The 12,376-nt window shown below is 63.9% G+C and carries 9 protein-coding genes; 7 read left to right on the forward strand and 2 right to left on the reverse strand.

Going from position 1 to position 12,376, the window contains the following annotated elements:
- Positions 1–147: 147 nt before the first annotated feature.
- The 3 genes from ACZ5B4_RS12910 to ACZ5B4_RS12920 all read left to right on the forward strand — a co-directional run bounded on the left by ACZ5B4_RS12910 (position 148) and on the right by ACZ5B4_RS12920 (position 2,614).
- The gene (locus ACZ5B4_RS12910; protein ID WP_464911643.1) at positions 148–612 is read left to right on the forward strand and encodes a hypothetical protein; all 465 of its coding nucleotides are present in this window, start codon (positions 148–150) and stop codon (positions 610–612) included.
- A gap of 306 nt (positions 613–918) precedes the next feature.
- Positions 919–1,899, forward strand: coding sequence for a DUF1559 domain-containing protein (locus ACZ5B4_RS12915; protein ID WP_464911644.1), 981 nt, complete (start codon positions 919–921; stop codon positions 1,897–1,899).
- A gap of 205 nt (positions 1,900–2,104) precedes the next feature.
- Complete coding sequence (locus tag ACZ5B4_RS12920) at positions 2,105–2,614, forward strand: PEGA domain-containing protein (protein ID WP_464911645.1); 510 nt, start codon at positions 2,105–2,107, stop codon at positions 2,612–2,614.
- A 992-nt stretch (positions 2,615–3,606) separates the two neighbouring features.
- Here the strand turns inward: ACZ5B4_RS12920 and ACZ5B4_RS12925 are convergent.
- The gene (locus ACZ5B4_RS12925) at positions 3,607–4,692 is read right to left on the reverse strand and encodes an IS630 family transposase (protein ID WP_464911496.1); all 1,086 of its coding nucleotides are present in this window, start codon (positions 4,690–4,692) and stop codon (positions 3,607–3,609) included.
- A gap of 923 nt (positions 4,693–5,615) precedes the next feature.
- Entirely contained in the window at positions 5,616–5,876 is a 261-nt protein-coding gene (locus ACZ5B4_RS12930) for a hypothetical protein (RefSeq protein WP_464911646.1), read from the reverse strand.
- A gap of 111 nt (positions 5,877–5,987) precedes the next feature.
- Between ACZ5B4_RS12930 and ACZ5B4_RS12935 the strand changes: the two genes are divergently transcribed.
- The 4 genes from ACZ5B4_RS12935 to ACZ5B4_RS12950 all read left to right on the forward strand — a co-directional run bounded on the left by ACZ5B4_RS12935 (position 5,988) and on the right by ACZ5B4_RS12950 (position 12,157).
- Positions 5,988–7,418, forward strand: coding sequence for a hypothetical protein (locus tag ACZ5B4_RS12935; protein ID WP_464911647.1), 1,431 nt, complete (start codon positions 5,988–5,990; stop codon positions 7,416–7,418).
- Between the two features lie 266 nt (positions 7,419–7,684).
- Entirely contained in the window at positions 7,685–8,326 is a 642-nt protein-coding gene (locus tag ACZ5B4_RS12940) for a signal peptidase II (protein WP_464911648.1), read from the forward strand.
- 151 nt (positions 8,327–8,477) lie between these two features.
- A complete protein-coding gene (locus ACZ5B4_RS12945; RefSeq protein ID WP_464911649.1) occupies positions 8,478–10,418 on the forward strand; it encodes a chloride channel protein in 1,941 nt (646 codons plus the stop codon).
- Positions 10,419–10,729: 311 nt separating this feature from the next.
- A complete protein-coding gene (locus ACZ5B4_RS12950) occupies positions 10,730–12,157 on the forward strand; it encodes a class II fumarate hydratase (RefSeq protein WP_464911650.1) in 1,428 nt (475 codons plus the stop codon).
- The last annotated feature ends 219 nt before the right edge of the window (positions 12,158–12,376 follow it).

The following is a 12,376-nucleotide window of genomic DNA, read 5'->3' on the forward strand; positions in this document are numbered from 1 at the left end:
CCTTGATCGGGCTGGTATGATTGCGATTGGCAGCGAGGGTCCATCCCGTCTTGCGTCGCGAACCGTCGCTTTGTCGTTCACGTACGGCACGCGGGCGGGTAATCAGGTTTGAGAGAGTTCCTGCTGTAGCTTCGTTGTGGGTCGGTCATGGTTCGGCGAGTCAACGGAGTTTGGAAACGCTGCGCCGTCCTTGCCTTGGCGGGATGGTGGGTTGTTTCGCTTACGTTCGCGCCGCTCCTGCACCGCCACGCGGCCGAGCTGATCGGCGCTTCGTGCGGCCCGATCTGCCTGGGCCTGCCCGATGCCTCTCCGTCTTCGGACGCCTGCCACGTCGGCCTTAAGCACTCTCGGCACGTCGGGGGCGCGTTGTCCGCCGGCACTTCGGACGTTGACGGGCCCGGTTTGCGGTCTGCGGCTCCCAGCCGGCAATACCTCGACGCCGCGCACTGCCACGTCTGCCATTTTCTCTCGCAAGGCCAGGATCGCGCCCCCTTGGGATGCTGGGTTCCACGCAAGGCGTTGATTGGTTGGAACCTGGTCTTGGACGACGCCCCGGGCGGCTTCTCGCTCCGGCTCTCTCATTACAGCCGCGGTCCCCCGGCCGGCGCATGATTCCGAAATTCGGCCCGGCCGACCGCGTTTCGACCTGATCCGGCGGAGCATTTTCCGGATCGTCGGATGCGCGGCGAGACCGGCCGACAGTCTCTCCGCGGCAGGCCGCGCTGCGCTGCTGCACGTCGCGGATTCATCGGACGGATCGGTATCGGGACGCCCCCTTTTCCCGCCTAGGGATCGGGTGCCTCCCGGCCGAGCTCCCCTGCTCGGATCGCGAAAAGCTCGCTGGCGACGCCCCCGCGATCCATCGCTCGGTGACGGGTTGTCCCACGGAATCATTCATCTTCGACGGAGAACCGTATCATGCGTAGGTTCAAGACCTTGGAATCTCGTTCGCCCGAAGCGCGGCATCATGGTTTTACCTTGGTGGAGCTTTTGGTCGTGATTGCGATCATCGGAATCCTGATCGCACTCTTGCTGCCGGCCGTTCAAGCTGCGCGGGAGGCGGCCCGGCGGAGCCAGTGCAGCAATAACCTCAAGCAGATCGGCTTGGCCATCCAGATGTATCACGACGTGCACCAGCGTCTGCCCGCCGGTTGGACCGGCTACAGCGAAGACGGGCGGCGCCCGCTGGTGAACGGCGGGCCGGGTTGGAGCTGGGGCGCGGTCATCCTGCCCTATCTCGAGCAGATGAATCTCTACAACGGCAAAATTGTACTGGACGCCCCGATTTGGGATCCTCGCAACGAAGCAGCACGCCAGGCCGTGCTGCCGATCTTCCTCTGTCCCTCGGACATCAATTCCAGCGAAAAGCTCTTTCACGTCGAGGAGTTGCACGAAAGCCACGACCATGAGGAAGACCACGACCACGATCACGATCATGGGGACGAAGACGAGGAGCTGATGGAGATGCTCTTGGCGAAGAGCAACTATATCGGCGTGTTCGGCGTGAAAGACGTCCACGATTGCGAGGGGCTGGCGGAAGGGCAGCAGTGCCGCAGCGACGGGGTTCTGTACCATAACAGCTTCTTGTCGCTCGCCCACATTACGGACGGCCTGAGCCAGACCCTGCTGGTCGGCGAACGCACGGCGGAGCGCGGCTATTGCACGTGGACCGGTACCATGCCGGGCGACGCATGTGTCTTGGCGGCGGTTGTCGGGTCGGCCATTCTGCCGCCGAACATCAAGGAATTTCACGCCCACGGCTTCAGCAGCCAACATCCCGGCGGTGCGCAATTCTTGCTGGGAGACGGCTCCGTGCACATGATCTCGGATACGATCGATGTCCGCGTCTATCATGCCCTGGCCACGGCCTCGGCGGGCGACATCCCCGGAAGTTTCTGAGGCCGGCGGTGGTCCGCGTCAGCCGGACGGGCCGCGGGGAGCCGAGGTCGCGCGGTCGCCAACGGTGGGGTTGGGACGGGATGCCCGGCCCCGGCCGCCGCTCGCGTTTCCGTATGGAACGGCGGGAGAGAAATTGGTATCCTGCCCCACCGGAAATCGGCGGAGCCGGCCGAAATATCCGCATCGGGTACGACGAACCCCGCGCGTGGTGACGGAGATGATCGGCGCGACCTCAACATCGAAACACGACGTGCGGCGTCGGCAAGCCTTGGACGGCGCCGAGCGTCGGCCTCCCCGCGCCATCTGGGTGTTCGCGGCCGCGGCGGTGTTGCTGGTGCCGGGCTGCGTTCAGCGACGCCTGATGATCCGCAGCGATCCGCCGGGAGCCATGGTTTACGTGGACGATTACCAGATCGGTTCCACGCCCGTTGCCACGACGTTCACGTACTACGGCACGCGAAAGATCCGCCTCGTGAAGGACGGTTACCAAACCTTGACGGTCTACGAGCGCATCGATCCGCCCTGGTATCAGGTTCCGCCCCTCGATTTCTTTTCCGAGAATGTCGTGGCGAGCGAGATTCGAGATATGCGGGTTTTGGACTATCAGTTGGTCCCGCAAGTGGTCGCGCCGCCGCAAAACCTGCTGGATCGGGCGGAAGAGCTGCGAGCGCGAAGCCGAACGCCGCTTCCACCGAACATCATGCCGGTGAATTGAGGCTCGGGCGGTACGGGGGGGACCGTCCTGCGGCTGCCGGATTCGCGATGCCAAGGCCGGTTGGACGCTCCCAGTGGCCCGGTTTCGATCGCCCGTCAAACAAAGCGTTTTGAAGTCAACCGCCGGACCCGAGCCCCAAGCCTCGGGCGTATGCATGAGCTGCGGGCGTCAGCATGAGCCTCGGGCGTAAGCCCGAGGTGCCGGCCGCGCCGCCGATCCCCGAATGCACCACGTGTTCGCGGCGATTCCACCGCCGACCCGCGCCGGCGGCTCGGCATCCGCGTGACGCGGCCGAAGGCGTCAAAGACCAGGTGGTTGACCACGGTCGTGGTCCCCGTCTGCGGCTCGAACTTGGCGATGTCCCGCACCGTGTTCAGGTGGTCCGTCAGCGCCCACGCTACCAAATCCGCCGTGGGGGTGTCAAACAAAATGATGGCTGCGATTCCGCGTGACGGATGGACCGCTGTGGTTCGCCCTCTCCCGCGGCGAGAGCATCGCGAGCGCCGGCGAGCCGGGTGTCGAAGGTCAATTTCCACGCCGGGCCCCCACAGGTAGCCCCGGCAGAAGTGCGCGACCGGGGAGAAACTCACGGGGTTCGAGCCCACGGTGGCAAAGTCCGCGGCATTACGACAATGGCAATTGACCGATGTAAACAGTATAAAGCTGTACCCGGCCCCTTATGCTGGCATTGCGAGCCTCACTCGATAGGCCGTTCGGTAGGCCGCACATTCCCGGTAATACCTCCAGGCGGGTGGCACAACGAAGCACACAAAGCTTGCAAAGCCCGTGAAGAAGCCAGCGAAAAATATCGTAACAGCTGCCTCTCCTCCAGATGCTGAATATGCAGCAAGAGACACCAACCAACCGATTATGCCAATCGGGAACAGGACGATTTTGACGACGGCGCCCCAAGCATAGCCGCAGCATGCGAATATCGTCGCAATCACTTCCAGGAGCCCAAGGCCGCAGCTCCCCAAACCTAGTGTAGTGTCTCACTCAGATGGGGCCTTATCCAGTGCGGCGCGGGCGCGACGGACTTTGGCGAGGATCGCCTCGGCCTTGGCCGTCCACGTGAAGCCCTTGGGATTGGCATTGTGATCGGCAATGTATTCATAGATCGCCCGTTCCAACTGCCGAACGCTCTTGAAGACGCCGCGGCGAATGCGGCGATCCGTGATGTCGCGAAACCAGCGTTCGACCAGATTCAGCCAGGAACTACTCGTCGGCGTGAAGTGGATGTGAAAGCGTTGGTGCCGTGCCAGCCACCGCTGCACCTTCGGATGCTTGTGCGTGGCGTAGTTGTCCACGATCAAATGCAAGTCGAGTTCGGGCGGCGTCTCCGCATCGATCTTCTTGAGAAACTTCAACCATTCCTGATGGCGATGTCGCGGCATGCACTCGGCGATGACCTTGCCTTCAGCCACCTCGATGGCCGCAAACAGCGTCGTCGTCCCGTGGCGTTTGTAGTCGTGCGTCAGCGTACCCAACCGGCCGGGATACAGCGGCAAACTTTTCTGCGTGCGATCGAGCGCCTGAATCTGGCTCTTCTCGTCGCAGGAGAGCACCAAGGCGTGTTCGGGCGGGTTGAGGTACAGGCCTACGAGGTCCACGACCTTTTCGACAAACCGCGGATCGTTGGAGACCTTGAAGGTCTTCACCAAGTGCGGCTTCAAGCCGTGGTCACGCCAAATGCGATGCACAGTCGCCTTGCTCACCCCCACGGCCTTCGCCATCGAGCGGGTCGACCAGTGCGTGGCGTTGGCGGGCTTCTCCTGCGTCGTCTTGCGGAGGATCTCCGCCTCCTTCGCGGCGCGGACCTTCGGTCTGCGACCGCCGCGCGGCTTGTCCTTGTCGAGGCCCGCCAGGCCCGCCTCCAGGAAGCGGGTCCGCCACGTTCCCACCGTGCGACGCGTGCAGCCGAGTTCGGCGGCAATCTCGTCGTTACGCTTGCCCGCCGCCGCGGCCAGGACGATCTTGGCACGCAACACCACGCGTGCCGGCGTGCTCCGACCCCGCGACCATTTCGTCAGCGTCGTTCGTTCCGCGTCACTCAACTCGATGGCTTTCGCAACTCGCATGGCGTCATCCTCCTCGGTCTGAGAGTGAGACGCCGGCGGCCATGGATAAGTTCCCTCAATTACAAGACACTACACTAGGATTGCCAGAGCCGCAGCCTGGTCGGGGCTATTGGCAAGAAACTGGTTTTCACCCGCTTGTCCCACTAGGGATGATACGACGGAAAGCAAGAAAGAAAGAAAGTAAAGGGACAAGCCGGCTACGATGACACCCGGCATCGCAGGTTTCCTAAGCTCGGAAACACCCGCCTGCCCAAATCTTCCGTAACCGATACCAGGTAATGGCGGAGGAGCGGGGTTCGGGCCTATCGCGGTCTCTGTCCCACAATGGGGACAGGCGATATTTTCACCTGGCGAAGCATGCGAGACCCCAAGCCACTGGCGGCACTTCGGGCACTGAAAAGTGAGCATGTGATCACCCGCTCCCGTTGACAGGCTACCAAGGAGACCGTATTCCAAGTCGCAATTACATACCCTTCCGCCGAGGCTTACGGTATCGGCCAAAGCGAAAAACCTCCACCCAACAGCCATGTTTCTCGGCGGCGGCGTGGGGCACGCACCTTTGGCTGCCCTTGGCATCTGCGATCCCATTATAAATCCCTGGGACAGCGACGCAAATGGTTATGGGGGGAACCCCATAACATTGCCCCATGACGGCGCAACCGTTGTGCGTACGACGCGTCAAAAAACAAGAGAAGAATCCAACCGACCTGGAAAAGGTGCCCGGCGCCACCCGGCTCCCCGGTGGTGGCCAGGCGCAACGGGGATCTATGAGGCATCTACAGCCGGCTCTTCACCTACCGCGGCAACCAGATCGTGATGGACTTATTGTTGCCCTCACCCTCGGCCCCCTCTCCCAAAGGAAGAGGGGTAGAGGTGTAATCGTTACCCCAATCCGTCACGTTAAGGGAGACGAAGCCTGGAACTCATTGCGGTGGCGCTCGATGCCGCCAATCCCCGCACGCACCACGTGTTCGCGGCGATTCCACCGCCGGCTTACGCCGGCGGCTCGGTCTTAAACGATCTGCGAATCCCTGTTCGTACAGATGCCCGTCGCCGTCGGCGTCCAGCCGCTTGCGGACCCAGCGGTTCTCGTAGTCGTAGGCGTACTCCACCACCTTATCCACCGCCGCCGCGTGGTCAGATTGACGACTAACTTGCTTGACAATCGCTCCGTGGCACTTCAAGATGGCACCAGCTTCCGAGTGGGATCAGCCGCCTTCGAGGTGCCTGGCATCCGCGAAGTGTTGCGGGCTGAGACGTCATCTTTCTGCGATCCAGAAATGGGAGGGACGAAGATGTGTGAGCACTGCAATCGCCGCGAGTTTTTGGGGTCGGGCGTTCTGACGGCGCTGGCCTCCACGGGGGCGTGGAATTACACCTGGGCATCGCAGGCCCCCGCCGCCCAGCCGCCGGGAAAGGCCCGCATCTGCGTCTTGTTCGCGGGCGGTCCGGGACCGGCGGATCGCGGTTGGAATGCCGATCCGAGCCAAATGGAACAGGCCCGCCAAGTCCTGGCCGATTGCGAGGCCAAGCTGGGCAACATCGAGTTGATCGTGGGGCAATCGAACAGCAACGAGCAGACGGCGGAATTGTTGGACAAGGCGGGCGAAGGCGTGCCCGTGCTGGCGATCAACTTGAATTGCTTCGCCCTGACGCGGCTGGTCAACCCGATCCTCGAGAGACGGCACCCCATGGCCGTCTTCTCCCTCCCCGCCAGCGGTCACGACTGGATGTATCCGCCGCGGTGGCAGCGGGCGGGCCATCGCGTGACGCTGCTGGCCAGCAGCGATTACGGCGAGTTGGAGCGAGCCTTACGCCTGCTCCGCGTCATTCCCATGATGCAGAAGACCCGTATCTTGCTCTTCCCGCCCGCCCGAGGCACCGCTCCCGCCTGTTCGCCGGATCTGGTCAAAGAGCGTCTCGGTGCGGATGTCTTGGCGGTGGAGCAAGCCGCGTTCGACGAGATGATGGCGGCCGTGGATGAAGAGACGGTCCGCGCCGAAGCGGAGACCTGGACGAAGAACGCCAAGCAGATCATCGAGCCGAATGAAGAGGATATCGCCAAGGCCGCCCGCGTCAGCATCGCCTTGCAAAAACTGATGGAACAGCACCAGGCGCAGGGGTTGGCCGTCGGCACGTGCATGGGCTGGCTGCCGCGGGGATTCCCGTGCCTCGGCTTCGCACGGCTTCGCGATCGCGGTCTGCCCGCCGCCTGCGAAGGCGACATGGACTCGCTGCTGACGATGATGCTGTTCCAGTACGCCATCAACAAGCCGGGCTTTCAAGGCAACGCCACGTTCGACACCTCGCGGAACGTGCTGTGGACGGCGCACTGCACGGCCCCGCTCAAACTGGACGGCCCCGACGGCCCCGAGGCCCCGTACCTGCTCCGCGGACACTCGGAAGTCGGCGGCAGCGGCTGCGTTCCCGAAGTGCAATACCGAGTCGGCGAGGTCATCACGCGGACCAAATTCGTCAACCTCGATACGTTCCTGGCGTCCACCGCGAAGATCATCGAGGTGCCGGAGAAATCGATTCGGGCGTGCCGCACGCAGATCGTGACCGAGGTCAAGGATGCCGCAACCATGGCCGCCAATTGGAGCAGCGCGCTCGACACCGAAGACGCCATGACGTTGCTGCACCGCGTGGTGTTCTACGGAGACCACATGCAAGACATCCAGCACATGGCGCGGCTGATGGGCTTCAAGGTGGTCATGGAAGGCTGACCGTCTTCCCATTTCCCGGTCTGTATCCCGGACCGGCGGCCGGGGTCCGAACCGGTCCCTATATCCACCCGAACGTTCCGAAGCGCGGCGACAAGACTTGCAGCTCCGATCTTTTCCCGGTCGCCGCGTTTTTTCTCCGCCGCAACGTCATCTCGGCTTGTCCCGTGCGTTCGATTCTCCCATAATCCGGGGACGCGGTCGTATCGACGTCACGGCGGTCAGCCGACAAAAACCGGTAATGACGAACATCATCGGGGGGATTTTGCGTGCCGACTCCGTCTCGCAGTGGTGATTTGCAAAGCGATTCCGAGGCGACCCGGCTTGCCCGGCGCGGCATTCCCCCCACGCGCTACGGGCTGTTTTTCATTCTTGCGGCGGGCGGATTGTGGGCGGATTTGGCCACCAAGGAATGGATTTTTGCCAAACTGGGATTGCCCGGCGAAAAGCCCGTTTGGTGGATCATCCCGCACGTCTTCGGTTTTCAGACCAGCCTCAATGAAGGGGCCTTGTTCGGTTTGGGACAGGGCTGGAGCCTGGTCTTCGCCTCCGTCTCGATCCTTTTCGCCGCGGCCGTGATGGCATGGCTATTCCTGCTGGGAGCGGCACGAAGCAGATTTCTGACCTGCACCATGGCGTTGATCACGGCGGGAATCCTGGGGAATCTTTACGACCGGCTGGGGCTTCACGGGCTCCGCTGGCCCGACACCACGGCCATGCACCAGGCCGGCGAGCCGGTCTACGCGGTCCGCGATTGGATCTTGGTTATGATCGGCCGATGGCCTTGGCCGAACTTCAACATCGCCGATAGCCTGCTGGTCTGCGGCGTGTTCCTCTTGTTGCTGCAAGCCCTGTTTTTCGCGGAAGGTGACGCCGCGGCCGCCAACGGTCCCGCGGATTCGACCGGTTAGACCCGGGACGCGGCCGGGGTGCAAAGGAAGGCTCGCCGTCGCGACAAGGACGGACGTCGCTCGCCGGGCGAGGCGGTCCGCCGCGAAAGTTCCGGCCGCCTTCCTTCCATCAGGATCAGGTTGAGTTCTCCATTCCGAGTCTTTTGAATCCGTGAATCCTCCCCAAGGAACATCACCGCAAGGCCCGCATGCCGTTTCTCCTCCGCCCCGGCAACGACGGCGGGGCGACGCACCGCTCCGTTTCGATTGGGCCGTTCCCTTGGCCGATGGGATCCGCCGGCTGTTCTCGTGGGACACCTCCGGACGGATGCTGGCCTGGAGCGCCCTCACGGGCGCGGTGGTGGGCATGGCGGGCGTGGTCTTCGTTTGGGGATTGGAATCCGTGCAACACCGGGCCTTGCGCGAGACCATGGGCTACCGCTCGCCGCCCGAAGCAGCCGCTGATCCTCACGCCCCCTTCAGCTTGCCCGAGCGATGGTGGTTGGTGCTGCTCCTTCCCACCTTGGGCGGCCTCGCCTGCGGCTTTGTCGTCGAGATGTCGGCCCCGGCGGCCAAAGGGCACGGCACCGATGCCGTCATTCGGGCATTTCACGGCCTGCGGGGAGTGATCCCGGCTAATATCCCGTGGGTCAAGGGGCTGGCCAGCGTGATCACCATCGGGACGGGCGGTTCGGCGGGGCGAGAAGGACCGGCCATGCAAATCGGCGCCGGAATCGGCTCGATCTTGGCCTCGCGCTGGAAGCTCAGCGACTGGGAACGTCGCATCCTTCTGTTGGCCGGGGCGGGCGCCGGCCTGGGAGCCGTCTTCCGGGCCCCCTTGGGCGGCACCATGTTCGCCGTGGAAGTCCTGTATTCCACGACGGCCATGGAGTTCACGGCCCTGGGGCCGGTCTGCGTGGCGGCCGTCGTCAGCTACACCGTCTTCGTCTCCGTCTTCGGCGGGAAGCCGATGTTCGTCCTGCCCACCGAGCCGGATCTCGAGACGGGGTTTCTGCCTTGTGCCTTCAATGGGGCCCACGAGCTGCCGTTCTACTTCGCGTTCGGCCTCCTCTGCGTGGGAGTTGCGTGGCTGTACGTCCGCGTTTTTAACGGCTTCGAGCGCGTGTTCGCGCGACTCCCACTCCCACCGCTGCTGAAGCCGGCGATCGGCGGATTGGGCGTCGGGCTGATCGCCCTCGCCTACCCCCACGTCATGGCGGGAGGATACGGTTGGGTGCAAAAGGCGATCTTGCAGTCGCCCGACCTCCCCTGGAAAACCATGGCGATCCTCGTCCTCTGCAAAATCGCGGCGACCTCGCTGACCATCTCGTCGGGCGGGAGCGGCGGGATGTTCGCCCCGTCTCTATTCATCGGCGCCATGCTGGGTGGCTCCTTCGGCGGCATTTGCCGGCTGTGGTTTCCGCATCTGGCGCCGCCGGTCAGCGCGTTCGTCTTGGTGGGGATGGGGGGATTCCTGGCAGGCGTCTTCAAGACCCCCTTGGCCGCCCTCATCATGGTCGCCGAGTTGACCGGCTCGCACGACCTGCTCGTTCCCATGATGCTGGTCTCCTTCCTGCACGTCGCCCTGCTGCCGGGGAAGGTTTCCCTGTGTCGCGAACAAGTGCCGAGCCTGGCCGACAGCCCGGCGCACATCGGCGACTTCGTCATGGACGTGCTGGAGCAAATGCGGGTGCGGGAGGTGTACCATCCGCAACCGCGACCGACGATCGTCGCCGAATCCTGCAAGCTGCCTCACCTGCTGCGGCTGGCGGCCGATTCCTCGCAGTACGTCTTTCCCGTGGTCGATCGCGAGAACCGCCTGACCGGAATCATTTCCCTGAACGACCTCCGTACGGTGCTGGCGGGCGAAGGGGCCGGCGACCTGGTCATCGCCGTCGATATCGCGGGACCGGCGGTCACGCTGCGTTCGGCCGACGATCTGCACACCGCCCTACGACTCATGGCACGCCATCGTTTGGACGAACTGCCCGTCGTGGCCGACGACGACCCCAACCGTATCTTGGGAACGCTGCGCCGCGAGACCATCCTCGCCGCGTATGATCGCCGCGTGGCGGCTCTTCGCGCGGGAGACGAGACTTTCGGGAGCGCGTAGCCGATTTGCCGGACCGGCCGGCCGACCTTTCGAGCGGGCGATCGACGACCCACAGCCTCGAGTTTCCCCTCGATTTACGTCAAAAGCGGTTGCGGATATTATGGGCGGAGGACCGGAGTGGCTGAACTACCGCGTCTCGGCGGGGCGGGTGAACTTCGGCGGGCGGACTTCCCGTCTGCGATGCGCGGTCATGCCCGGCGTGCCGGCGGCCGGCCGGGAGCGGGGAAAACCGGCCTCGCCCTTTGCCGGTCCATTTCAACCTGCTGAGACCTGAAAACACTGGAACCTGCAGTCCGAGGAAAAGAGGGATTATGGCCGAAGCGACCTACCGCGTGGAGCGTGATTCGATGGGGGAAGTGCGGCTGCCGGCCGAAGCGTATTACGGCGCGCAAACGCAGCGAGCGGTCGAGAATTTTCCCATCTCCGGCAGGCGATTGCCCGGCGAATTCATTCACGCCTTGGGCCTCGTGAAATGGGCGGCGGCCCAGGCCAATCACGCGCTGGGGCGTCTGACGACGGGCCCAAAACCGCTCAACGAGGCTCAGGTGCAGGCCCTGTTGCAGGCTTGTCGCGAAACCGCGGCAGGCCGGTTCGACGACCAGTTCCCCGTGGACGTGTACCAGACCGGCTCGGGGACCTCGACCAACATGAACGCCAACGAGGTCATCGCCAATCGCGCGATCGAGTTGTCCGGCGGCGATCGTTTCCGGCCGGAAAAGCCCATCCATCCCAACGACCACGTCAACATGGGCCAAAGCACCAACGACATCTTCCCCACCGCGGCGCACGTGGCCGTTGCCGTGGGGATACGGGAACGCCTTCTACCCGCCCTCCACGACGCTTGGAAGGTCTTGGACGGCAAAGCCCGGGAATGGAAGGATATCCTCAAGATCGGCCGGACGCATTTGGCGGACGCCACGCCCTTGACCTTGGGGCAGGAGTTCGGCGGATTGGCCCGGATGGTTGAACTGTCGGTCCGGCGGGCGGAACGGGCGGTGGAGGCCGTGCTGGAGCTTCCGGCGGGAGGCACCGCCGTGGGCAGCGGCATCAATACGCACCCCGAGTTCGGCCGCCGCGTGGCCGAACTGCTCGCCCGCGAGACCGGCATCCCCTTCCGCGAAGCGGAAAACCATTTCGAGGCCAATGCCCAGCGTGACGGGTTGGTGGAATGCCACGGGCAACTGCGAGCCGTGGCGGTCACCCTGTTCCACGTGGCCAACAACATCCGGTTTCTCGGCTCCGGCCCTCGTTGCGGGTATTACGAAGTCATTCTGCCCGACCTGCAGCCCGGCAGTTCCATCATGCCCGGCAAAGTCAATCCCGTGATGTGCGAAAGTCTGATGCAGGTTGCCGCGCGGGTGTTGGGCAACGACCACACCATCGCTTTTGCCGGGGCGACGGGCGGGCAATTCCAGCTCAATATCATGATGCCGGTCATGGCCGATACGGCCCTGGAGTCCGTGCGCCTCTTGGCCGGCGGAGTCGCCGCTTTCACCGACAAGGCCCTCCGCGACCTCAAACCCAATCCCGAGGCTTGCGAGGCCGCCGTGGAAAAGAGCTTGGCTTTGGTGACGGGCTTGAACCCGTACATCGGTTACGAACGCGCCGCGGCCATCGCCAAAGAGGCCTTTCGCCGGGGAAAAACCATCCGCGAGGTGTGCCGCGAACAGCATGTCTTGCCCGAGGATAAGCTGGCCGAGGCACTCGACCCGCGGCGGATGATCAAGCCGCTGGATTGACGGAACCCGGGAAGCCCGCGTCGGCTTTCCGCTTGAGGTCCCCCTCTTTCCTCCCCTTCCGCGAACCGCAGGCGGCGCTTCCCGTCCGCCCGGCGACCATCCGCATGGTTCCGCCGTTCCACCGCCGGGTTACACCGGCGGCTCGCGGTTTCGGGTTGGAAAGGAGGAGCCTCGGGCATCAGCTGGAGGCGGTCAAAACTGGGAGCCTGGAGTGTCCGC

The sequence above is a fragment of the Thermogutta hypogea genome (assembly GCF_055386265.1).

Coding starts and splice junctions, on each gene's coding strand:
- ACZ5B4_RS12915 (WP_464911644.1), top strand. CDS start 919: ATGCGTAGGTTCAAGACCTTGGAATCTCGTTCGCCCGAAGCGCGGCAT.
- ACZ5B4_RS12950 (WP_464911650.1), top strand. CDS start 10,730: ATGGCCGAAGCGACCTACCGCGTGGAGCGTGATTCGATGGGGGAAGTG.
- ACZ5B4_RS12925 (WP_464911496.1), bottom strand. CDS start 4,692: ATGCGAGTTGCGAAAGCCATCGAGTTGAGTGACGCGGAACGAACGACG.
- ACZ5B4_RS12910 (WP_464911643.1), top strand. CDS start 148: ATGGTTCGGCGAGTCAACGGAGTTTGGAAACGCTGCGCCGTCCTTGCC.
- ACZ5B4_RS12935 (WP_464911647.1), top strand. CDS start 5,988: ATGTGTGAGCACTGCAATCGCCGCGAGTTTTTGGGGTCGGGCGTTCTG.